This is a genomic window from Mycolicibacillus koreensis, assembly GCF_002104795.1.
Lineage (GTDB): Bacteria > Actinomycetota > Actinomycetes > Mycobacteriales > Mycobacteriaceae > Mycobacterium > Mycobacterium koreense.
On record NZ_NCXO01000005.1, the window covers coordinates 112,776 to 135,910 of the forward strand.

Sequence of the window (23,135 nt, forward strand, 5' to 3'; positions counted from 1 at the left end):
CTCCCTGACGGGTTTGTCGGTTCCGGAACCCCCCGGGCAAACCCTCAACCTCAACCAGAGGCTTAGAGTTATGTCAAGTAGTTCCGTGCAAACAGAACGGTAGGGGCGAATCCCGCAGGAACCGGGAAGGCGCGCCGAGTCGCGCCCCGCGAATTTTTTCCCGTGCCGCGGCGATCAGCGCACAGTCGGCAGGTCCGGGCTGGACACGTCGTAGACCTCGCCGGGCTGGGTCAGCAGTGCGGCGAGCGTGTCGGCCTTCTTCTGGGTGCGGTCGGAGGTGCCCCAGATCACGGTGCGCCCGTCGACGAGGGTCAACGTGATCGAGGCGACCGACGGCGCCGCGATCTGGCCGACCTGGGCGACCACCTCGGGGCGCAGCGCGGTGAGCACGTCGAGAGCGGCGGTGGTCGCCGGGTCGGTCGGTCCGGGGGTGGCCACGTCGAGGTACGGCAGCGACGGCGGCGGCGGACCGGTGGCGAAGTCGACGCCGTCCCGGTCATACAGGTGGGGCCCGTCGGGGAAATCCCGCACCGCCACCGGCACCCGTTCCACGATGGTGATCCGCAACGTCGAAGGGTATTGACGTTGCACCCGGGCGCTGGCCACCCGCCGGATCGTCGCCACCCGGTCGGCGACCGCGTCGGTGTCGACCTGCAGCAGCGGGGTGCCCGGAGCGACCTGGGCGGCGTCGAGGACTTCGGCGTCGGTGACCGCAGCCAACCCGACGACGTCGAGGGTGCGCACCGACATCACCGGCGTGAAATACAGCACCAGGCCGAGCCCGACGGTCACCGCAACCGCCAGCACGCCCCACAGCAGCATCTTCAGGCCGCGCACCGCGCCGCGCGGCACCGGTCGCGCGGTGGTGGGCGTCGCGGAGCCCCGAAGGCGGCGTTTGGCCTCGCGGCGGGCCTCCTCGATCGCCCGTGCCCGCTGCTGGGCGGCCCGGCGCTCGGCCCGCTCGCGCCGGGCCCGCCGGCGCGGGCCTTCGAACTCATCGTCGTCGGCGGCGGGCGTGGCCGCCTGGTCGTCGTCGGCGGGCGCGACCGTCTCGTCGTCGGCGGCGGGCTCGGTCAGCGGGTGCTCCGGGTCGGTCACGCCCGCTCCCCCGCCTCGGCCCGGCCGCGCACCGCGGTCACGATCTCCGGCCCCAGCAGCGTGACGTCACCGGCACCCATGGTGATCACCGCGTCACCGGGGGCCGCGGCCGCGGCCACGGTCTGCGCCACCGCGGAGAAGTCCGGCAGGTAGTGCACCGGGGCGCTGACGTGCTCGGCGACGCTGGCCCCGCTGACCCCGGCCAACGGTTGTTCGCGGGCGCCGTAGACGTCAAGGACGAACACCTCGTCGGCGGCGCTGAGCGCCGCGCCGAACTCGGCGGCCAGCGCCTTGGTCCGCGAATACAGGTGCGGCTGGAACACCACCAGCAGCCGCCCGGCCCCCGCTTCGGCCAACATGCTGCGCGCCGCGGCCAACGTGGCCCGGATCTCGGTGGGGTGATGGGCGTAGTCGTCGAAGACCCGCACCCCGGCGGTGGTGCCGACCAGGTCGAAGCGCCGGCGCACCCCCTCGAACCCGGCGAGTCCGGCCAGCAGGGCCTCCGTCGGCGCGCCGGCGGCCAGCCCCGCCAGCAACGCGCCCACGGCGTTGAGAGCCATGTGCCGGCCCGGCACCGCCAGCGACAGCGTCCGGGCCTCGGGCTCGCCGGCCACCTGGATGCGCGCGGTGGCGGTGGTGCCGTGCTGCTGCCAGTCCAGCAGGCGGCCGTTCAGCTCCCCCGGCCCACTGCCGTAGGTCATCACCGGGATTCCGCGGGCGCGGGCGCGTTCGGCGAACGCCGCCGCGCCGGGGTCGTCGACGCAGACGACGAGGGTGCCGCCGGGGGCCAGTTGGGCGGCGAACGCGTCGAACACGGCGGTGTAGGCCTCGGTGCTGCCGAAGAAGTCCAGGTGGTCGGCTTCGATGTTGGTGACCACCGCAACGTCGGGGGTGTACTCCAGCAGCGAACCGTCGCTCTCGTCGGCCTCGGCGACGAAGATCGCGCCGGTGCCGTGGTGGGCGTTGGTACCGGACTCGCCGAGCTCCCCGCCGACGGCGAACGACGGGTCCAGCCCGCTGTGCTGCAGCGCGACCACCAGCATCGAGGTGGTCGTCGTCTTGCCATGAGTGCCGGTGATCAGCACGGTGGTACGACCGAGCATCAGTTTGGCCAGCACCGCCGGACGCAGCAGCACCGGGATGCCGCGGCGGTGGGCCTCGACGAGCTCCGGGTTGGTTTTGGGGATCGCGGCGTGGGTGGTGATCACCGCAGTGGGCCCACCGGGCAGCAGGTCCAGCGCCGACGGGTCGTGGCCGAGACGGACCGTCGCGCCGCGCGCCTGCAGCGCCCGCAGCCCCGCCGACTCTTTGGCGTCGGATCCCGACACCAGCCCACCGCGGTCGAGCAGGATGCGGGCCACCCCCGACATCCCGGCGCCGCCGATGCCGACCATGTGCACCCGCTGCAGCTCCGCCGGCAGGGCGGCGGAATCCGCGGGGTTCACCGGCCGCTCCGCGCCGCCCGGTGCCCCGCCGCCAGCTCCAGGCCGACCCGGGCGACGTGGACGGCGGCGTCGCGGTGGCCCACGCCGGCGGCCGCGGCGGTCATCGCGGCCAGCCGCGCGGGGTCGTTGACCAGTCCGGTGACGGTGTCGGCGACCACCTGCGGGGTGAGCTCGGCGTCGGCGACCAGCAGTCCCCCACCGGCGTCGACGACCGGCAGGGCGTTGAGGCGTTGTTCGCCGTTGCCGATCGGCAGCGGCACATACACCGCGGGCAGCCCCACCGCGGACACCTCGGCGACCGTCATCGCCCCGGACCGGCAGATGGCCAGGTCGGCCGCGGCGTAGGCGAGGTCCATCCGGTCCAGGTAGGGCACCGCGACATAGGGCGGGTCCCCGGGAGCGGGGTCGGGCAGGTGCACGGTGTTCTTGGCGCCGTGGGCGTGCAGCACCGACACCCCGGCGGCCGCCAGCGGCGCGGCGGCGCCGGCGACGGCGGCGTTGATCGACGCCGCACCCTGCGAGCCGCCGAACACCAGCAGCACCCGGGCGTCGTCGGCGAAACCGAAGTGTGCCCGCGCCGCCGACCGCAGGCCCGGCCGGTCCAGGTCGGTGATCGCGGCCCGCACCGGAATGCCGACCACGTCCGCGCCGCGCAATCCCGAGTCCGGCACCGCGGCGAGCAGCCGCGCGGCGCTGCGGGCCCCCACCCGGTTGGCCAGCCCGGCGCGCGCATTGGCCTCGTGGATGACCACCGGCACGCGTCGTCGACGCGCCGCCAGGTAGGCCGGCAACGCCACATAGCCGCCGAATCCGATGATCACGTCGGCGTCGACACGCTCAAGGACCGCGCGGGTCTGTCGCACCGCGCGGCGCACCCGCAGCGGCAGCGCCAGCAGGTCCCGGTTGAGTTTGCGCGGCAACGGCACCGGGGTGATCAACTCCAGGGGGTAGCCGCGTTCGGGGACCAGCCGGGTCTCCAGGCCGCGCGCGGTACCCAGCGCGGTGATCGTCGCGGTCGGATCGACTGCCCGCACCGCATCGGCGACCGCCATGGCCGGTTCCACGTGCCCGGCCGTGCCCCCACCGGCCAGGACCACCGACAGGGAGGGGCGGCCTGGCTGTCTGAGCGTGTCGTTCACCCGTAACGAGGACCTTCCAATGCCGCCGCGCGTCCCGACCGGGGGCGTCGCGGGCCAGCACGGCGCTGGCCGCTTCCATGATGCCCGGCCCGCCGTGCGGCGGTGGCAGCGGTCCGGGAGCGCGCGGGACGCGGCGGTTGCCGGTCGGGGCGGCGCGGGGCGCGCGCGGGTTGCGGGCGGGTGCGCAGCCGGTCGCGCAGCGCCTCGGTGCGGCTGGGCGCATACGGCGCGGGCAGTGGCAGGCGCAGCAGGCGGTTCATCCGGTCGCCCTGCCCGGCACGCAGCGCGGCCACCGCCTCGGGTTCGTGTCGGGCGGCGTTGGCCATGATGCCGATCATCAGCAAGGTGGTGGCCGCCGAGGTGCCGCCGGAGGAGATCAGCGGCAGCTGCAGACCGGTCACCGGGAGCAGGCCGACGACGTAGCCGACGTTGATGAAGACCTGGCTGAGCACCCACATCGTGGTGGTCGCGGAGAGTAACCGCAGGAACGGGTCGGCGGAGCGGCGGGCGATGCGCATGCCGGTGTAGGCGAACAGGCCGAACAGCAGCAGCAACCCGGCGGCACCGAGGAAGCCGAGTTCCTCGCCGACGATCGCGAAGATGAAGTCGTTGTGGGCGTGCGGCAGATAGTTGTATTTGGCGGTGCCCTGACCCAGCCCGTTGCCGAAGAATCCGCCGTTGGCCAACGCGAATTTGGCTTGCCGGGCCTGATATCCGGCATCTTGCGGATCGGCGCCGGGATCCAGCCAGGACCGCACCCGGTCGCTGCGGTAGCCCTCGGTGACCGCCAGCACCGCCATCACCGCGACCACGGCGGCCAGCGAACTGGCGAACACCCGCAGCGGCAGCCCGGCGAACCACAGCAGCGACAGCAAGATGATGCCCATCGAGACGGTCTGGCCCAGGTCCGGCTCGGCGAGGATCAGGCCCATCGCCAACACCGCGCCCGGCACCAGCGGCACCAGCATCTCGCGCAGCGACGCCCGCTCCATCCGTCGGCTGGCCAGCAGGTTCGCCCCCCAGACCAGGAACGCGATCTTGGTCAGCTCCGACGGCTGCATCGACAGCCCGGCGACGACGAACCAGCCGCGCGACCCGTTGGAGATGGTGCCGATGCCGGGGATCAGCACCAGCACCAGCAGCACGATGCTGAGGGCGAACGCGGTGAACGCGGTGCGCCGCATCAGCCAGACCGGGGTGCGCAGCGCCACGTAGAACGCGGCCAGCCCGACCAGTGTCCACAGCACCTGCCAGCCGAAGATGACCCACGGTGAGCCGTCGTCGCTGTAGGACTGCACCCCGGAGGCCGAGAGCACCATGATCAGCCCCAGGGTGGTCAACAGCGCCGCCACCGCGATGATCAGGTGAAACGACGTCATCGGCCGGCCCAGCCAGGTGCCGAACCTCGCCCGCATGGCCACCGCGGCGACCAGGGAGGCGCCCAGCGAGCGCCCGCGCGCCGCGGCGGACCGCGAGGCCGGGCCGGTGACCGCGGTCTCGGTACCGGTATCGGTGTTCTCCGTGGCTTCGGTGTTCTCCGTGGTCTGAGCATCCTCAGCGGACGCGCCGGTGGCGCGCCGGGGCAACAGACGGGCTAACGCGCTACGCACGGCGATCTACCGCGTCGCGGCCTGCACGGCGGCACCGAACGCCTCACCGCGGTCGGTGTAGCCGGCGAATTGGTCGAAGGAGGCGCCGGCGGGGGCCAGCAGCACCGTGTCCCCGGGGCGGGCCAGCTCGCGGGCGGCGGCGACGGCGGTGGTCATCACCCGCGTGCCCAGGCTGCCCCCACCGGACCCGACCCAACGAGTCTCAATAGTCACAGAAGGCTCACCAGTCTCACGCACACCAGCATCCTCCCCTGTCACCACCTCGATGACGGGCACATCCGGCGCGTGTCGTGATAACGCCTTGGCAATCTCGGCCCGGTCGCGTCCGATCACCACCGCCCCGACCAGCCGGGAGGCGACGCGCGCGACGGTGTCGTCGACCGAGGCGCCCTTGAGCAGCCCGCCGGCGACCCACACCACCCGCGGGTAGGCGGTGATCGCGGCCTCGGCGGCGTGCGGGTTGGTGGCCTTGGAGTCGTCGACGTAGCGGATCCCGTCGGCGACGGTGAGCACCGCGCCGCGGTGCGGCGCGCCGGAGAACCCGCGCAGGGCGCGCTCGACGGCCTCCGCGGGAACCGCCACCGCCCGCGCTAAGGCGGCGGCGGCCAGGGCGTCGAGCACCCCGACCGGCCCGGGCACCCCGATGGCGTCGGTGGGCGCCAGCGGCACGTTCTCGGCGAAGGCACGGTCGACCAACCAGCCGTCGCGCACCCCCAACTGCCCCGCCTCGGGTGCGCCGAGGCGGAAACCGACGCGGGTGGCGGCCGGCGCGGCGGCCAGCAGCGCGGCCGCGACGGGGTCATCGAGGCCGGCGACACCCACCCGGCCGGTCAGCGCGCGGGCCTTGGCCGCCGCGTAGGCGGCCATACTGCCGTGCCAGTCGAGGTGGTCCTCGGCGATGTTGAGCACCACCCCGGCGTCGGGCCGCAGCGACGGCGCCCAGTGCAGCTGAAAGCTCGACGCCTCCACCGCCAGCACCTCGGCGGGGCCGTCGAGCACGGTCAGCACCGGGTCGCCGATGTTGCCGCAGGCCACCGCCGGCAACCCGGCGGCGGTGAGCATCGCGGCGAGCATGGCGGTGGTGGTCGTCTTACCGTTGGTGCCGGTGACCACCAGCCAGCGCCGCGGCGGGCGATACACCGCCGCGCGGTCGAGTCGCCAGGCCAGCTCCACATCGCCCCAGATCGGCACGCCGGCGGCGTCGGCGGCGGCGAGCACCGGGGCGCCGGGAGCGAACCCGGGGCTGGTGATGACCAGCCGGTAGTCGCCGATCGCGCGGGTGGCCTCGGCGGTGCTGATCGCGGTGACTCCCGCCTCGGCGAAGGACCGCACCGTCGCCGGGTCGCCGTCGCAGATGGTGGGCCGCACCGGCAGCGGCGCCAGCGCGGCGAGCACCGCGCGCCCGGTCACCCCCGCCCCGGCGACCAGCACCGGCCCGTCGCCGCTCAGCGGTTCCAGCGAGCCCATTGCCGCGACCTCGCTAGTCGCCGACCGTGGCGAACCATTCGCCGTAGAACAGCGCCACACCCAGCCCGCAGGCGATCGCGGTGAGCAGCCAGAACCGGATGATCACCGTGGTCTCTGCCCAGCCGAGGAGCTCGAAGTGGTGGTGGAACGGCGCCATGCGGAACACCCGGCGCCCGGTGGTGCGGTAGGCGACGATCTGGATGACCACCGAGGCGATCTCGGCGACGAACAACGCCCCGAGCACGACGGCGAGGATCTCGGTATGGCTGGTCACCGAGAGTCCGGCGATGATGCCGCCGAGCGCCAGCGAGCCGGTGTCGCCCATGAAGATCTTGGCCGGCGCGGCATTCCACCACAAGAACCCGATGCACGCCCCGGCGGTGGCCGCCGCCACGAACGCCAGGTCCAGCGGGTCGCGCACGTTGTAGCAGCCCAACTCGGGGGTGATCGCACAGGCGTTGCGGTGCTGCCAGACGGTGATGAGCACATACACCGCGCTGACCATCGCCATCGCACCGGCGGCCAGCCCGTCGAGGCCGTCGGTGAAGTTGACGGCGTTGGACCAGGCGCTGACCAGTACCACACAGAACAAGATGAACACCAGCACCGGCAGGGTGACGGTGGCGATCTCGCGCACATAGGACAGTTGCTGGCTGCCGGGGGTCAGTCCGTCGGCGTCGCGGAAGCCCAGCGCGAGCACGGCGAAGATCACCGCGGCACTGACCTGGCCGACGGTCTTGGTGGTCTTGTTCAGGCCCAGGTTGCGGGAGAGGCGGATCTTGATCAGGTCATCGATGAACCCGACCACGCCCAACGCGCTGGCCAGCGCGAGCACCAGCAGCCCGGAGGCCGACGGCCCCGCGCCGTGAAACGACAGCCCCGCCAGGTGGGCGGCCAGGTAGCCGCCCCAGATGCCGGCGACGATCGCGACCCCGCCCATCGACGGCGTGCCGCGCTTGGTGCGGTGACTCGGCGGGCCGTCCTCGCGGATCTCGTGGCCGAACCCCTGCCGGGTGAACAGCCGGATCAGCACCGGGGTGAGCAAGATGGAGACCGTCAGCGCGACGCCGGCGGAGATCAGGATCTGGATCACGGGCACGCGTCCGATCCGCCGGGCCCGGCGATCAGAGCCTCGGCGACCGCGGCCAACCCGGCGGAGTTCGACGCCTTGACCAGCACGACGTCGCCGGGCCGCACCTCACGGTCCAGCACCGCCGACGCGGCATCGGTGTCGGCGACCATGATCGACTCCGCTCCCCACGAACCTTCCATGACCGCTCCGTGGTGCATGGCGCTCATAGCTCTCCCGGTTCCGACGACGATAAGTCGAGAAACATCTAAGCGCACCGCCAATCGGCCGATGCGATCGTGTTCGGTTATTGCGTCCTCGCCGAGTTCGGCCATCTCCCCGAGGACGGCGAAACTGCGCCGCGGGGTCTGCTGTTGGCGGGCCATCCAGGCCAGCGCCTGCAGTCCGGCGCGCATCGAGTCGGGGTTGGCGTTGTAGGAGTCGTCGATCACGGTCACCCCGTCGGCGCGGGTGTGCACCGCCATCCGGTGCGCCGAGGCCGGCTGGGCCCGGCCCAGCGCCGCGGCCACCTGATCGAGGGTGGCGCCGCACTCGAGCGCGACCGCGGCGGCGCACAGCGCATTGCCGACCTGGTGGTCGCCGTGGACCCCGAGGGTGAGCTCGACGGACCCGGCGGCGCTGTGCAGGGTGAAGCGCGGACGGGCCAGCGGGTCCAGATGCACCGGCCCGGCCCAGACGGTGTCGGCCTCGGCAGCGTCGGGGGGCGCGACTCGGCTGACTCGGACCACCCGCGCGGCGGTGGTGGCGGCCATCGCCGCAACCGCCGGGTCGTCGACGTTGAGCACCACGACGCCGGTTTCTGGGACCGATTGGGGCAGTTCGGCTTTGGTCTGCGCAATGGCCTCGCGGGAGCCGAACTCGCCGAGGTGGGCGGTGCCGACGTTGAGCACCACCGCGATCGACGGTGGGGCGATGGCCGCCAGGGCGGCGATGTTGCCGCGGTGACGCGCCGACATCTCCAGGATCAGATAGGCGGTGTCCTCGGTGGCCCGCAGCACCGTCCACGGGTGGCCGAGTTCGTTGTTGAACGAGCCCGGCGGGGCCACCACCTCACCGAGCGGGGCCAGTACCGCGGCCAACAGATCTTTGGTCGACGTCTTCCCCGACGATCCGGTCACCCCGATGATCCTCAGCCCGCCGGCGACCAGTCGCGCGGCGACCGCGGCGGCCAGCGCCGCCAACGCGGCCAGCACCGCCGCGCCCGACCCGTCCCGGTCGTGTTCGAGCACCCCGGCGCTGCGGTCACCGGGCGCCGGATCCACCACGATCGCGGGGACCCCGACCGGCCGCGCGGCCAGCACCGCGACCGCACCGGCGGCCACCGCGGCCGCCGCGTGCTCATGACCGTCGACCCGTGCGCCGGGCAGGGCCAAAAACAGTCCCCCGGAAGAGATCCGGCGTGAGTCGAACTCCACGGTGCCGTCGACGTAGGTCTGCGCGGCCTGCGACGCGGTGATGTCGCAGAGCCGACCGCCGACGATCTCGGCGATCTCGGCGACGCTCATCGCGATCACGAACGTCGCTCCAGAGCCGCGGCCAGTTCCTGCCGGTCATCGAAGGGCCGGGTCTGTCCCCCGGCGGTCTGCCCGCGTTCGTGCCCCTTGCCGGCCACCAGCACCACGTCGCCGGTGCGCGCCCAGCCGACGGCGTGGGCGATCGCCTCGGCACGGTCACCGATCTCGACGACCTCGGCCGGACCCCTGCCCGCCCCGGCCATGATGGCCCGGCGGATCGTGGCCGGATCTTCGCTGCGCGGGTTGTCGTCGGTGACCACCACCAGGTCGGCCAACTCCGCGGCGATGCGTCCCATCGGTTCCCGCTTGCCGCGGTCCCGGTCGCCGCCGGCGCCGAACACCACCGCAAGCCGGCCGTCACCGCCGCGCAGGGCGCTCAACACCGCTTGCAGCGCACCGGGTTTGTGGGCGTAGTCGACCAGTGCCAGAAAGTCCTGCCCCCGGCGCACCGCCTCCATCCGGCCCGGCACCTGCGCGTCACGCAGCCCCGGCGCCGCCTGTTCCGGGGAGACCCCGACGCTGTCGAGCACGGCCAACGCCAGAAGACAATTGGCCACGTTGTAGTCGCCGGGCAGGCCGATGCCGACCCGGTGGTGCACACCGGCCGGGTCGGTGACACTGAATTCCTGCCCGCCGTCGACGGTGGTGCTCACCGCCTCGGCACGCCAGTCCGCACGGCGCCCGGTGGCGCTGACGGTGACCACGGCCTCGGCGCGCCGGGCCATTTCGACGCCGGACTCGTCGTCGACGCAGACCACCGCGCGGCGCGCGTGCAGCGGTGAGCGACGGTCGAACAACCGGGCCTTGGCCTCGAAGTACTCCACCATGCTGGCGTGGAAGTCCAGGTGGTCGCGGGAGAGGTTGGTGAAGGCGCCGACGGCGAAATCGAGTCCGTCGACCCGGCCCAGGCTCAGCGCGTGGCTGGATACCTCCATCACCGCGGTGTCGACGCCACGCTCGATCATCACCGCCAACAGCTCCTGGATATCGGGCGCCTCCGGGGTGGTCAAGGCGCTGGGGATCGCGACCCCGTCGATGCGCACCCCGACCGTCCCGATCAGCCCGACGCGACGCTCGGCGGCCTGCAGGCCCGCCTCCACCAGATAGCTGACGGTGGTTTTGCCGGAGGTGCCGGTGATACCGATGACCGGCAACCGCGCCGACGGACGGCCGTAGACGACGGCCGCCAACTCCCCCAGGATCGCCCGCGGGGCGGGGTGCACCAGCACCGGAACGCCGGCCGGTTCGGCGATCTCGGCCACCCCGGCGGCGTCGGTGAGGACCGCCACCGCGCCGGCGGCGATGGCCTGCGCGGCGAAGCGCGCACCGTGGGTGACGGCCCCGGGCAGCGCGGCGAACAGGTCCCCGGGCCCGCAGTCCTGCGCCCGCAGGCTCACCCCGGTGACCGTGACGGCCTCCTCGGCGCTGTCAGCGGCGGCCACGGCGTCGAACCGGGCCGCCAGCTGCGACAACGCGACACCGGCGAGGCCGGTGGGGCGCGTGCGCTCGGCCATCGTCATCACCTCCGTCCCGTTGTCGGCCCTGCCACTGTATCCAGGGGTGCGCCGGCAGCGGAGCCACGCCGCCTGGGGACGTTTTACAAGACTTGCAGCGTCAACGGCGGGCCGGGGTCCGGCGACAGCGGAGCGTTGTCCCGCTGCAGCAACCAGGACGCGATGTTGTGGAACAACGGAGCGGCCGACGTTCCCGGCGACCCGTCGGCGGCGTGGTGCGGGTTGTCCATCATCAGCCCGATGACGTAGCGCGGGTCGTCGGCGGTGACCATCCCGGCGAAGGTGATCCAGTACACGTCGTCGAAATAGCAGCCGCAGGCCGGGTTGATCTGCTGGGCGGTGCCGGTCTTGCCGGCGATCTGGTAGCCCTCGACCGCCGCCGCCGAGCCGGTCCCCTGCTGGTAACCCATCGGGTCGTGCTGAACCACCGCGCGCAACATGTTGCGCACCGTCTTCGCGGTCCGCGCCGAGACCACCCTCACTCCCTCGGGCCGCTCTTCGTCGGTGCGGGAGCCGTCGGAGGCGATGGTGGCCTTGACGATGCGCGGTGGAACCCGCACGCCGTCGTTGGCGATGGTCTGATACATGCTGGTCATCTGCAACAGGGTCATCGAAAGACCTTGCCCGATCGGAAGGTTCGCAAACGAACTGCCCGACCACTGGTCGATCGGCGGGACCAGCCCGGCGCTCTCCCCGGGCAACCCGACCCCGGTGCGCTGCCCGAGACCGAACTTGCGCAGCATGTCGAACCAGCGTTGCGGGCCGAGTCGCTGAGCGAGCATCAACGTGCCGACGTTGGAGGATTTCCCGAAGATCCCGGTGGTGGTGTAGGGCACCACACCGTGGTTCCAGGCGTCACGGACGGTGACCCCGCCCATGTCGATCGAGCCGGGAACCTGCAGCACCTCGTCGGGGTTGGTCAGTCCGGCCTCGATGGCGGCCGCGGCGGTGACCACCTTGTTCACCGATCCGGGTTCGAACGGCGAGGACACCGCCGGGTTGCCCATCTGGCGGTCGCCCTGGCGCCCGATGTCCTGGGCGGGGTCGAAGGTGTTGTCGTTGGCCATCGCCAGCACCTCACCGGTTTTCGCGTCGAGCACGACCGCCGAGACGTTGTTGGCGCCGGAGAGGTTCTTGGCCTGCTGCACCTGCTGCTGGACGTAGAACTGGATGTCGTCGTCGAGGGTGAGTTGCACCGTCGCGCCGTCGACCGCGCTGTGCCGGTTGCGGTAGCTGCCCGGGATGACCACCCCGTCGGACCCGCGGTCGTAGGTGACCGACCCGTCGGTGCCGGCGAGCACCGCGTCCCAGGAGTCCTCCAGGCCCAGCAGCCCGTGGCCGTCCCAGTCGATGCCGCCGACGATGTTGGCCGCCAACGACCCACCCGGGTACTGGCGCAGGTCCTGCCGTTCCGCGCCGACCTCCGGGTATTCGGTGGTGATCGCGGTGGCCACCGCCGGGTCCACCGCGCGGGCCAGATACACGAAGGTGTCGTCGCTTTGCAGTTTCTTGAGCACCGTGGCGGAGTCGGGCTTGTTGCCGAGGTGTCCGGCGACGGCCTTGGCGATGTCGCGAAGCCGCCGGTTCGGGTCCACTGCCGAGGGATCCTTCGCCTTGGCCTCGGCGAGCTGTTTGCGGATCCGGGTCGGCTGGAAGGTCAGGGCGCGCGCCTCGATGGTGAACGCCAGCTTGTTGTTGTTGCGGTCGATGATGCTGCCGCGCAACGCCTGTTCGCGATCGGTCACCTTGAGCTGGCCGGCGGCCTCAGCGCGCAGTCCCGCCGCACGGGGAACCTGCACCATGAACAGTTGGGCGGCGACGACGATCAACACCGCGAAGATGACCCCGACGCCGATACGTTGCCGGAACGCGAACGACGCGGTGCGCGAGGCGATCCGGTCGGCGGCGCGGGTGCGACGGCTGCGCGCCGATCGGACCGCCGGGGCTACGGCGGGGGTCGACGTCGCTTGGGTGCGCGCGGTCGCGGGCTTGCGGCCGCGGGCGGATTTGGCCGGTTTCTTCGTGCGGGCGCCGGTCGTTGCTGGCCGGCGGGGGTTGCGTTGGCGGCTCACCGTGCGGCCTCGGGGGCGGGCAGGTCCGCCGGTGCCGCTGCGACGGGCGCGGGCGCGGGGGCAGGCGGCTGGGGCGCCGGGCCCGGTGCGGGCCCCTGGGCCACCGGACCGGGGGCCTGTGCCTGCGGGGTCTGAGGAAGGTGCTCCGTGCCGAGCGTGGTCGACCCGTCGGGAACGCGGATGAGGACCTCCGGGCCGCTGGGCGTCGCCGCTCGTTGCGGGTTCTCCTCAACGCGAACCGGCACCTCGACCGGGTTCGGCGGCGGGGGCGGCGGAGAGGGATCCTCTTCGGGCAGTTTGACGTTCAATGGCGGCGGAGGTACACCCTCGGCGGGTTTGGGAGTTCCCACGACGACCCAGTTACCGGCCGGGTCCTGGATCAGGTGGGCGGTGTCCTTCGAGGGGATCATGCCGAGGTTGCGGGCTGCTTCGGCCAGCGCCGGCGCGGCCTGCGCCTCGAGCACGTCGCGTTCCAGCGCCTCTTTCTGCTGCAACAGCAATTGATTGGTCTTGCGGGCCTTGCCCAATTCATAGGACCGTTCGGCGGAATCGGTGGACAGCCACAACGTCAGCCCCAGACCGAGCCCCAGCGAGCCGATCACAACGACCACGAACGGTACCCTGGAAACCAGGGTGCGCGGGCGAAGGTCGATCGCAGCCCAACGGTGTACGAGGCGCTCACGCAGCGGAACCCGAACAACCTGAGGCTTTTTGGCTTTTCGTGCCTTTGCCCGGGCCTGCGCCTGCCCAGTGGTCTTCGCCGCCCGCACCGGACCCCGGGCGCGCGGGGTGGTCTGCGGTCCGGTCCGCGGGGCCGTGCGCTCGGCGACCGATGCGGCGGGCCGGCCCGTGCGCGAGCGGTTCCGCTGCGAGGCGGCCGGGGTGCGCCGGCGGGTCTTGGTGTCCGCCGGATCCGGCACCGGCCGGCGCTGCCGGCGCTGGGCTTCGCCGCGCTTCGGTGTCTGGCGCTTGACCTTCACTGCTCACCCCTTCTCATCACCTGCTGTGGCGGCGCGATGCGCTGCACCGCTCGCAGGCGCACCGCCGCGCTGCGTGGGTTGCTTTCGATCTCGTCGGGGCCGGCCCGTTCCGCCCCACGGGTCAGCGACCGGAACTCCGCGCCGTGACCGGGTAGTTCGACAGGTAGATCGACCGGGGTGCGAGAAGCGCTGGCAGCGGTGAACACCTGCTTGACGATGCGGTCCTCCAGGGACTGATACGCCAGCACCGCACAGCGGCCGGCGACACCGAGGAGGTTCAAGGCCGCCGGCAGTGCCCGCCGCAACACCTCCAGTTCGTCGTTGACCGCGATACGCAGCGCCTGAAACGTCCGTTTTGCCGGGTGTCCCCCGCTTCGCCGTGCCGGCGCGGGGATCGCCTCATAGAGCAACTCGACCAACTGCCCGGAGGAGCGAAAGGGTGTGGACTTCCTCTGACGCACAATGTGATCGGCGATTCGGCGGGCGAATTTTTCCTCGCCGTAGCGGTGCAGGATGTCGGCGATCTCGTCGCGCTGGTAGTCGTTGAGGATGTCGGCGGCGGTCAGTGGCAGGCCCGGGTCCATCCGCATGTCCAGCGGTGCGTCCTGTGCGTAGGAGAATCCGCGCTGCACCCGGTCGAGTTGCATCGAGGAGACGCCCAAGTCGAACAGCACCGCCCGGACCGAACCGTGCGCGGCGAATCCGCAACCGCGCACCGCGTCGGCGATGCCGTCGTAGCGGGTGTGGATCAAGGCCACCTGCTCACCCCAGGGGGCGAGCCGGTCGGCGGCGATCTGCAGAGCGCTGGGGTCACGGTCGAGGCCGATCACCCGCAACTGCGGCAACGCGGTGAGAAACGCCGCGGCGTGCCCGCCGGCCCCCACGGTCGCGTCGACCAGGACCGCACCACGTCCGTCGGGCTGATCGCTCAGCGCCGGGGTGAGCAACTCCAGGCACCGCTCGGCGAGCACGGGAAGGTGACCGAAGTCGGCGGCCGCACCGGTGTCGGTCATCGCGGCACCTGCCCTTCGCACCCGTGGAACCGGTTGAACCGGTGGCCTTTTCGTGTGATCCCGCGGCCCCGCCCCTGCAGCGAGGTCCCTGTCCGATATCGCGAACCTGGCGTTGGGGAAGTACGTCAGGGTCGGCTCGGGCAGAGGCCACGCCGCACGGACGGGCGTCTCAGATAATGTCGCTGAGCGCGTCATCGGTGGCCGCGGAGAAGTTCTCTTCGTGGGTTTGCTGGTAGTCGGCCCAGGCTTGGGCATCCCAGATCTCGAGGTAGTCGACCGAACCGATCACCACGCAGTCCTTGGCGAGGTTGGCGTAGCGACGGTGATCGGCTGACAGGGTGATCCGGCCCTGGCCGTCAGGGCGCTGTTCATCGGTGGCCGCGGCCAGGTTGCGCAGAAAGGCCCGGGCCTCGGGGTTGCTCCGCGAGGCCGAGGCAGCCCGACGGGCCAGCTGCTCGAACTGCTCGCGGGGGTAGACCGCCAGGCTGTAGTCCTGGCCCTTGGTGACCATCAACCCTCCTGCCAGTGCGTCCCGAAACTTCGCCGGCAAGGTCAGCCGGCCCTTGTCGTCGAGCTTGGGCGTGTAGGTGCCGAGAAACATCGCGCACCTCCCGCCGTCCTCCGGAGTGCCTACCCCGCTCGCCAACTTCCGCCACAATACCCCACAACTCCCCACCCGAGACCATTTCGTGAGGTCACAAATGCGTTGCGTCCCCACAACTCCCCCATCCACGGTGGACAAACCCGAGAACGAGGCTGCGTGACCAAGGAAAACCCCAGTTCAGTCCCGACAACGGCCCGGTGGGGGGAAGTGGGGGAAACCGGATGCCGGCCGGGGCGCCCGGGCGTGTCCGCCCTACCGCGGCGGCGCCGCCGACCGCGTCACCGCCGGACGAGCCCGGACGGCACAAAAACGGGGCAGCGGTATCGCTGCCCCGTGACGGGTATGGGCCGGTCGCTCAGTGATCGAAGCGGCGCCGGAACCGGTCTTCCATCCGACTGGTGAAGGAACCCCCGGCACCCTTTTTGACCCGGCGCGGCGGGGCCGGGTCGGCGTCTTCCGCGCCGTCGGCCGGCGGTGCGGCCGCGTCCGCGGCGCCGGTGATCGCATACACACCGCCACCGAACATCAGGACGAATCCGAGCACGCTGAGAACCGGGAACCCGCCGAGCATGGTCGCGGTGAACGCGACACCGCAGACCAACAGGATCAGTCCGACGACGAACAGCCCCGCCCCCTGCAGCCGTCGACGTGTCGAGGGGGTCCGCAGCCGCGCACCGCGCACGCTCGAGGCGAATTTGGGGTCTTCGGCGTAGAGAGCGCTCTCGATCTGATCGAGCATGCGCTGCTCATGATCGGAGAGTGGCATTCGTCCCTCCTTGCCGACAGATCCGAAGTGAGTAAAGCGTGCAGCTACTCGGTACGCCCGGAAGCTACCCTCATACTACGAGGTCGATCCGCGCTGTACCACTGGGTTCCCCTGATTGTAGCGGGCTGAGCGCACCGACGAGTTCACCACGGCGCCGGTCGCCGACCGGCGCCCCGCGGGGGCTCACCGCGGGGGGCGGCTCCGATAATGGCCGGTGACGCCCGCAGCGGGTGGACCATCGCGGGCCGGGAGGAGGGCAGCGCATCGTGGCGACGTTCCTGTGCGACTGGTCGCCCGCGGAGTTGACCGTCCGTCTCGAGCACGCCCTGGGGGTTTACGTCGCGGCGATGGGCTATCCGCCCGGCACCGAGCAGCAGCGCGCCTCGATGTGGCTGGAGCACACCCACCGGCCCGGCTGGAAGGCGGTGGCCGCCGTCAAGGTCGACGGTGTCCGGGATGTTGAGGACGCCCGGGCCCGGGAGGCCGCACCCGGCGACGCCGCGCTCCCGTCGGCGAGCGCGCTGCGCGACGGCCCGCTGCTCGGGGTGGCCTACGGCTACCGCGGCGGCCCCGATCAGTGGTGGCAGCAGCAGGTGGCGGTCGGCCTGCGCCACGGCGGGCTGTCCGAATCGCAGATCGCGGCGCTGCTGTCCAGTTACTTCGAGCTGACCGAGTTGCACATCCATCCGCAGGCCCAGGGCCGGGGCCTGGGCGAGGCGTTGCTGCGTCGGTTGCTCACCGGACGTCCGGAGGCCGGCGTGCTGTTGTCGACCCCGGAGAGCCGCGGCGAGGGCAACCGGGCGTGGCGGCTGTACCGGCGGCTGGGCTTCACCGACGTGATCCGTGAGCACCGTTTTGTCGGCGACCCGCGACCGTTCGCGATTTTGGGCCGCCGCCTGCCGCTGTGACCTGCGTCTGGCACGATGACCGGGTGGATCCTCGGCGCCGTACTCTCGCGTCCCGTCGCGGCGGGACGCGCCGCCTGGCGACGATCGCCCTGCTGCTGTTGCTGGTGGCCCCGTGGATGGTCGGCTGTGTGCGGGTCAAGGCGTCGATCACCATCTCCCCCGACGACACCGTCTCCGGACAGATCATCGCCGCCGCCAAGCCGCGCAACGACGCCGATTTGGGCCCGCAGCTCAATGCCGACCTGCCGTTCGGCCGCAAGGTGGCGGTCTCGAAATACAACCGCGACGGCTATGTCGGTTCGCAGGCGGTCTTCTCCGACCTGACCTTCGGGGAGTTGCCACAGCTGGCCGGGATGAATCCCGATGCCGCCGGGATGAACCTGACGTTGCGCCGCTCCGGGGACCTGGTGATCTTGGAGGGCCGGGTGGATCTGACCGGGCTGCAGGACTCCGAGGCGCCCGGCGCCTCCGAGGCCGACATCCGGCTGACGGTGACCTTCCCCGGCGAGGTGGTCTCCACCGACGGCAAGCGGCTCACCGCCGAGATGGTGGAGTGGAACCCGGCGCCGGGGGTGGTGTCCACGATGAGCGCCCAAGCGCGCTACACCGACCCGAGCACCCGCTCGTTCATTCGGGCCGCGACCTGGCTCGGGTTGGGCGCCTTCGCGGTGGCCGCGCTGGTGGCGCTACTGGCCTGGCAGGTGCGCGACCGCTCCCCCGCGGTCGGCGCCCCCGTCGATGAAGAGGGCTGAGCAGGGCCGAGCAGCCCCGAGTGGCGCGGCCTGCCCTCAGGGCGCCCAGTAGTCGAGCAACGCGGCGAACGTCTCGAACGCCGGCTTGGACACGCCGTAGGCGGCCTCCAGGTGGATGCTGAGCGGGAATCCCAGGTCGGCGACGCCGTCGATGACCCGTTGGTACAGCTCGACCATCAGCGCCCGCTTGCGGTCGGGACTGCTGTCGGCGAGCCGGGCGACGAACTCCTGCTCGGCGGCGACCGCCGGGTTGCCGGGGTCCTGGATGAGCCAGTTGATCAACCGTCGGCGCGTCTCCAGCTGCGGGACGAACCCGAACGACAGCAGGATCTCCGGACGGTGGTCGGTGGTGCGCGCGAACGTCGTCAGGAACTCCACGATCGCGTCGGAGTAGAGCAGTTGGGTCATCCCGAACGTGGCGCCCTGGTCGCATTTGAAGCCGAACCGGCCCTGCTCGCCGTCGCGGGTGGGGATCAACACCACCCCGCGGTCGGCCACCACATCCTGATACAGCGTGAGCGCGTCGGTCGGCGCCACGCCCGAACCCTCCCCGTCGGCCATCGTGCGCGGCACCCCGACGAACACCACGCCGTCGATCCCGCCGGAGCGCAGCGCCCCCAGTCGCTGACGCAGCGCCGCCTCGTCCATGAACGCGGTGACCTGGGTGCACAGTCCCCGCATCCCGGGCAGCTCCGGACCGATGATCGACCAGTAATCGAGCACGTCGAGTTTCGGTTTCATCGCCACCGGACGGTCCGGGTCCTCTTCGATCATCGCCGGCATCATCACGTGTCCGATGCGCCCGGCGACCCCGGTCTCCTCGGCGAACCGCACCACCTTGTGCGCTTCCTCCAGCGCCTTCTGCCGGCCGTGCTCCACGTTCGGTGGCACCAATTCCAGCACGATGCTGTTCAGCGTCACAGGTTCTCCTTTTGACTCCCGGGTGCCGCGGCGGCGACCGCTGTCGGCGGGGCACCCCGCATCGGTGCGATTCCCATCGGGGCCATCACCCTACCGACCGGCACCGCGGTCGGCCCCGCCACGTCGACGCGGCTGCCGGCGACCCGGTGCCCGCTACCTTCAGATCCCGCAGCCCCACCCGGCTACGCTAAGTGCACCGATGGCGGGGATCCCGCCGGTGAGCAGAGAGGGGTGCGGCGCTGAGCGTCGAAGCGGGGCCGCCGTCAGCGGTCGAGCTGGCCGGGGCCATCACCGAACAGTTGCAGCGCTATCTGCGCGAGCGCCGCGCCGAGACCGCCTACATCGGCGGCGGCTACGACACCCTGGTGACCAGCCTCGAAGAGTTCGTGCTCAGCGGCGGCAAACGGTTGCGCCCGGCATTCGCCTACTGGGGCTGGCGGGCGGTCAGCGGCCGTGACGCCGACCCGGGGACACTGCGATTGTGCTCGGCGCTGGAGTTGCTGCACGCCTGCGCGCTGCTGCACGACGACGTCATCGACGCGTCGGCCACCCGCCGCGGCAAGCCCACCGCCCACGTCCAGTTCGCCGGGCTGCACCGCGAAAGCCGGTGGCACGGCCTGCCCGACCAGTTCGGCATCTCCGCGGCGATCCTGCTCGGCGATCTGGCGCTGGTCTGGGCCGATGACATCGTCGCCGACGCCGACCTGCCCACCGCGGCCCGTCGGCGGGTACAGAAGGTGTGGTCGGCGATCCGCACCGAGGTGCTCGCCGGGCAGTACCTCGACATCGTCAACGAGGCCAGCGGGGCGGAGTCGATCGAGTCGGCGATGGCGGTCAACACCTATAAGACCGCCTCCTACACGGTGTCGCGGCCGCTGCAGTTCGGCGCGGCCGCCGCCGGTGAGCGCCCCGAGATCCACGCCGCCTTCCACCGGTTCGGCACCGACATCGGGGTGGCGTTTCAACTGCGCGACGACGTGCTGGGCGTGTTCGGCGACCCGGCCGTGACCGGAAAACCCAGCGGCGACGACCTGCGGTCGGGCAAACGCACGGTGCTGTTGGCGGAGGCGGTCGCGCTGGCCGACCGCACCGACCCCGCCGGCGCCGACCGGTTGCGCACCGGGGTGGGCACCGACCTCACCGACGAGCAGATCGGCGAACTGTGCCAGATCATCGAATCGGTCGGGGCGCTGGCCGCGGTCGAGGATCGGATCGCGACCCTGACCCGCGAGGCCATCGCCGTGCTCGACGGCGCCCAGATCGACCCGGCGGCGCGGGCCGGGCTCGCCGAGTTGGCCAGCCTGGCCACCCACAGGTCGGCCTGACCCGGTGAGCGCCCCGACTCCCCCGTCGCGCACCGCGGGCCGCACCCCGCGCGACCTGTGGGCGTTCGCCACCAGCGCCGAGGGCCGCCCCGCGGTGCAGGGCTGCCTGGGGGCCGCACTGATCACCGTCGGCGGGCTCGGCGCGGGCAGCACCCGCATCACCGACCCGCTGTTGGAGTCGATGCACCTGTCGTGGCTGCGATTCGGCCACGGCCTGGTGATCTCCTCGGTGGCGTTGTGGCTGGGGGTGGCGGTGATGCTGCTGGCCTGGCTGCGGCTGGGACGACGCGTTCTCGACGGCACCGTCAGCACCGTGACCATGGCGGTGACCACCGGGTTCTGGCTGGCGCCCCTGCTGGTGTCGGTGCCGGTGTTCAGCCGCGACACCTACTCCTATCTGGCCCAGGGCGCCCTGTTGCGCGACGGCCTGGATCCCTACGTGGTCGGGCCGGTCGACAACCCCAACCCGCTGCTCGACGACGTCAGCCCGATCTGGACGATCACCACCGCCCCGTACGGCCCGGCGTTCATCCTGATCGCCAAGCTGATCACGATGCTGGCCGGCAACAACGTGGTGCTCGGCACCGCGCTGCTGCGGCTGTGCATGCTGCCCGGGCTGGCGCTGCTGATGTGGGCCACGCCGCGGCTGGCCCGCCACGTCGGCGGCGCCCCGGCGGCGGCGATGTGGATCTGTGTGCTCAACCCGCTGGTGCTCATCCACCTGATGGGCGGGGTGCACAACGAGATGCTCATGGTGGGGTTGATGACCGCCGGGATCGCGTTGACGTTCGACGGCCGTCATCTCAGCGGCATCACCCTGGTGGGGGTGGCGGTGGCGATCAAGGCCACCGCCGGCATCGCGTTGCCGTTTTTGGTGTGGGTGTGGATGCGCCATCTGCGTGACCGTCGTGCGCTGGGCACCCCGGCGGCGTTCGCCACCGCGACGGCCGCCTCGGTGGCGGTCTTCGTCGCCGTGTTCGCCGTGTTGTCCACCGCAGCCGGGGTCGGGCTGGGTTGGCTGACCGCGCTGGCCGGTTCGGTGAAGATCATCAACTGGCTGACCGTGCCCACGGCGGTGGCCAACCTCTCCCACGCCGTGGGCGGGCTGGTGATGCCCGTCGATTTCTACAGCGTGCTGCACCTCACCCGACTCGTCGGCATCGGGATCATCGCGGTCGCCCTGCCGCTGTTGTGGTGGCACTTCCGCCGCGACGACCGCGCCGCACTCACCGGGATCGCCTGGGCGATGCTGATCGTGGTGTTGTTCGTGCCGGCCGCCCTGCCCTGGTACTACAGCTGGCCGTTGGCGGTGGCGGCACCGCTGATCACCACCCCGGCCGGGATCGCCGCCATCGCCGGGTTCTCCACCTGGGTGATGGTGATCTTCAAACCCGATGGCGCCCATGGGATGTATTCATGGGCGCACGTCGCGGTCGCCACGACCGCCGCCCTCGGCGCCTGGTACTGGCTGTACCGGCGGCGCGCCGACACCGCGGTGCCCGCCGGTCAATAGGCCATCGCCTGCGCGCGGCGCATCACCTCACGGGCCTGATGGGAATGCAGCGCGTCGATGGGACGGGCGTTGTCGGCGGCCTCGCGCATGCCGTCGCTTAGCGCGCTCAGCGTCGGGTCCGGGGTGAACAGCCACCGCAGGATCTCGGTGTCGCGGTAGCCGCCGTCGTGCAGCAGCGCCAACAGGCCGGGCAGGTGTTTGAGCACCGCGCCACCGTCGGTGAAGAAGACCTGCGGGACCACCACCACCTTGTCGCGACGCACGGCGACCAGGTGCCCGTCGCGCAACTGCTGGTGGACCCTGGTAACCGGTATCCCCAGCAGCTCGGCGACCCGGGGCAGGTCGTAGGTGGGTTCGTCGGGGCTCAACACGTCCTCGCCGGCGGGAACACTGCTCACGCACCCAGTCTAGGGACCCGTCCGCGCGCGCCCGGTGTCCGGGCGAACCGCCGCCGACCCTTTAAGATGACGCGGTGCAGTCCGGGCTTGAGGGGATGGTGCTGGACGGCCGCTACCGGGTCGACGCGACCATCGCGGCCGGCGGCACCTCCACGGTGTACCGCGGCCTGGATCTGCGGCTGGACCGGCCGGTGGCGGTGAAGGTGATGGACGGCCGCTACGCCGGGGATCGCCAGTTCCTGACCCGGTTTCAGATGGAGGCCCGCGCGATCGCGCGGCTCAAAGACCCCGGACTGGTGGCCGTCTACGACCAGGGGCTCGACGCCCAACACCCGTTCCTGGTGATGGAGCTGGTCAGTGGCGGGACGCTGCGGGAGTTGCTGGCCGAACGCGGACCGATGCCGCCGCACGCGGTGGTCGCGGTGCTGCGTCCGGTGCTCGGTGCGCTGGCCGCCGCCCACCGGGCGGGGTTGGTGCACCGCGACATCAAACCGGAGAACGTGCTGATCTCCGACGACGGTGAGGTCAAGGTCGCCGATTTCGGGCTGGTGCGCGCGGTGGCCACCGCCGGGATCACCTCCACCAGTGTCATTTTGGGCACGGCCGCCTATCTGTCCCCCGAGCAGGTCAGTCACGGCGACGCCGGGCCCGCCAGCGACGTCTACGGGGTGGGGGTGCTCACCTACGAGTTGCTCACCGGGCGCACGCCGTTCGTCGGGGACACGGCGCTGACGGTGGCCTATCAGCGCCTCGACCGCGACGTGGGGCGCCCGAGCGCGGCGATCGACGGGGTGCCACCGCAATTCGACGCGCTGGTGGCCCGGGCGACCCGGCGGGAGGCGTCAGAACGTTACGCCGATGCAGCGCAGATGGCGGCCGCGGTGGAGGTCGTCGCCGACGAGCTCGCCTTGCCGGATTTCCGGGTCCCCGCCCCCCGCGACTCCGCCGAGCATCGCTCGGCTGCCGCGCTGAGCGCGCCCACCGCGCAGACGACCCGCCCGGTGCC

General features: G+C 71.7%; 20 protein-coding genes. 5 read left to right on the forward strand and 15 right to left on the reverse strand.

Annotation, left to right across the window (positions count from 1 at the left end; genetic code table 11):
* Positions 1–174 precede the first annotated feature (174 nt).
* The 13 genes from B8W67_RS03940 to B8W67_RS04000 all read right to left on the reverse strand — a co-directional run bounded on the left by B8W67_RS03940 (position 175) and on the right by B8W67_RS04000 (position 16,312).
* Positions 175–1,098, reverse strand: a complete 924-nt coding sequence (locus B8W67_RS03940) for a cell division protein FtsQ/DivIB (protein ID WP_109561701.1) — start codon at positions 1,096–1,098, stop codon at positions 175–177.
* Positions 1,095–2,492 carry a UDP-N-acetylmuramate--L-alanine ligase gene (gene murC, locus B8W67_RS03945; RefSeq protein WP_085302354.1) on the reverse strand — a complete coding sequence of 466 codons (1,398 nt, stop codon included), beginning with the start codon at positions 2,490–2,492 and terminating at the stop codon, positions 1,095–1,097. The genes B8W67_RS03940 and murC overlap by 4 nt, the downstream gene beginning before the upstream one ends.
* Positions 2,493–2,539: 47 nt before the next feature.
* Positions 2,540–3,682 (reverse strand): undecaprenyldiphospho-muramoylpentapeptide beta-N-acetylglucosaminyltransferase, encoded by a 1,143-nt coding sequence (gene murG / locus B8W67_RS03950; protein ID WP_085302316.1) that lies wholly within the window; start codon positions 3,680–3,682, stop codon positions 2,540–2,542.
* Entirely contained in the window at positions 3,679–5,292 is a 1,614-nt protein-coding gene (ftsW, locus tag B8W67_RS03955; protein ID WP_085302318.1) for a putative lipid II flippase FtsW, read from the reverse strand. Before ftsW ends, murG begins: the two co-directional genes overlap by 4 nt.
* A gap of 6 nt (positions 5,293–5,298) precedes the next feature.
* Positions 5,299–6,759, reverse strand: coding sequence for a UDP-N-acetylmuramoyl-L-alanine--D-glutamate ligase (gene murD, locus B8W67_RS03960; protein WP_085302320.1), 1,461 nt, complete (start codon positions 6,757–6,759; stop codon positions 5,299–5,301).
* A gap of 13 nt (positions 6,760–6,772) precedes the next feature.
* On the reverse strand, positions 6,773–7,852 hold the full coding sequence (mraY, locus tag B8W67_RS03965) for a phospho-N-acetylmuramoyl-pentapeptide-transferase (protein ID WP_085302358.1): 1,080 nt from the start codon (positions 7,850–7,852) through the stop codon (positions 6,773–6,775).
* On the reverse strand, positions 7,849–9,363 hold the full coding sequence (locus B8W67_RS03970; RefSeq protein ID WP_085302322.1) for a UDP-N-acetylmuramoyl-tripeptide--D-alanyl-D-alanine ligase: 1,515 nt from the start codon (positions 9,361–9,363) through the stop codon (positions 7,849–7,851). Before B8W67_RS03970 ends, mraY begins: the two co-directional genes overlap by 4 nt.
* Complete coding sequence (locus B8W67_RS03975) at positions 9,360–10,877, reverse strand: UDP-N-acetylmuramoyl-L-alanyl-D-glutamate--2,6-diaminopimelate ligase (RefSeq protein ID WP_085302360.1); 1,518 nt, start codon at positions 10,875–10,877, stop codon at positions 9,360–9,362. Before B8W67_RS03975 ends, B8W67_RS03970 begins: the two co-directional genes overlap by 4 nt.
* Positions 10,878–10,960: 83 nt before the next feature.
* Entirely contained in the window at positions 10,961–12,949 is a 1,989-nt protein-coding gene (locus B8W67_RS03980; protein ID WP_085302324.1) for a peptidoglycan D,D-transpeptidase FtsI family protein, read from the reverse strand.
* Positions 12,946–13,560, reverse strand: a complete 615-nt coding sequence (gene ftsL / locus B8W67_RS21650) for a cell division protein FtsL (RefSeq protein WP_133056037.1) — start codon at positions 13,558–13,560, stop codon at positions 12,946–12,948. The genes B8W67_RS03980 and ftsL overlap by 4 nt, the downstream gene beginning before the upstream one ends.
* Before the next feature lie 365 nt (positions 13,561–13,925).
* Complete coding sequence (rsmH, locus tag B8W67_RS03990) at positions 13,926–15,137, reverse strand: 16S rRNA (cytosine(1402)-N(4))-methyltransferase RsmH (RefSeq protein WP_109561702.1); 1,212 nt, start codon at positions 15,135–15,137, stop codon at positions 13,926–13,928.
* A complete protein-coding gene (gene mraZ, locus B8W67_RS03995) occupies positions 15,112–15,543 on the reverse strand; it encodes a division/cell wall cluster transcriptional repressor MraZ (protein ID WP_069393513.1) in 432 nt (143 codons plus the stop codon). The genes rsmH and mraZ overlap by 26 nt, the downstream gene beginning before the upstream one ends.
* Before the next feature lie 358 nt (positions 15,544–15,901).
* Positions 15,902–16,312, reverse strand: a complete 411-nt coding sequence (locus B8W67_RS04000; protein WP_069393514.1) for an SCO2097 family morphological protein — start codon at positions 16,310–16,312, stop codon at positions 15,902–15,904.
* A 266-nt stretch (positions 16,313–16,578) separates the two neighbouring features.
* Here B8W67_RS04000 and B8W67_RS04005 point away from each other — a divergent pair, with 266 nt between their 5' ends.
* Positions 16,579–17,220: a GNAT family N-acetyltransferase gene (locus B8W67_RS04005; RefSeq protein WP_085302362.1), complete on the forward strand. Its 642-nt coding sequence runs from the start codon at positions 16,579–16,581 to the stop codon at positions 17,218–17,220.
* Positions 17,221–17,243: 23 nt separating this feature from the next.
* Positions 17,244–17,972, forward strand: a complete 729-nt coding sequence (locus tag B8W67_RS04010; protein ID WP_163797007.1) for an LppM family (lipo)protein — start codon at positions 17,244–17,246, stop codon at positions 17,970–17,972.
* 36 nt (positions 17,973–18,008) lie between these two features.
* On the opposite strand, the gene B8W67_RS04015 is transcribed toward B8W67_RS04010, so the two are convergent.
* Positions 18,009–18,893: a mycobacterial-type methylenetetrahydrofolate reductase gene (locus B8W67_RS04015; protein WP_069393516.1), complete on the reverse strand. Its 885-nt coding sequence runs from the start codon at positions 18,891–18,893 to the stop codon at positions 18,009–18,011.
* A 275-nt stretch (positions 18,894–19,168) separates the two neighbouring features.
* Here B8W67_RS04015 and idsA2 point away from each other — a divergent pair, with 275 nt between their 5' ends.
* Both idsA2 and B8W67_RS04025 read left to right on the forward strand, forming a co-directional pair.
* A complete protein-coding gene (gene idsA2 / locus B8W67_RS04020; protein ID WP_084229020.1) occupies positions 19,169–20,218 on the forward strand; it encodes a bifunctional (2E,6E)-farnesyl/geranyl diphosphate synthase in 1,050 nt (349 codons plus the stop codon).
* Positions 20,219–20,273: 55 nt separating this feature from the next.
* The gene (locus B8W67_RS04025; protein WP_275329546.1) at positions 20,274–21,731 is read left to right on the forward strand and encodes an alpha-(1->6)-mannopyranosyltransferase A; all 1,458 of its coding nucleotides are present in this window, start codon (positions 20,274–20,276) and stop codon (positions 21,729–21,731) included.
* Here B8W67_RS04025 and B8W67_RS04030 read toward each other — a convergent pair.
* Entirely contained in the window at positions 21,725–22,129 is a 405-nt protein-coding gene (locus B8W67_RS04030; protein ID WP_085302334.1) for an Rv2175c family DNA-binding protein, read from the reverse strand. The genes B8W67_RS04025 and B8W67_RS04030 overlap by 7 nt on opposite strands.
* Positions 22,130–22,224: 95 nt before the next feature.
* Between B8W67_RS04030 and B8W67_RS04035 the strand changes: the two genes are divergently transcribed.
* The coding region (locus tag B8W67_RS04035; RefSeq protein ID WP_085302336.1) for a protein kinase domain-containing protein at positions 22,225–23,135 on the forward strand (911 nt) is incomplete at its 3' end.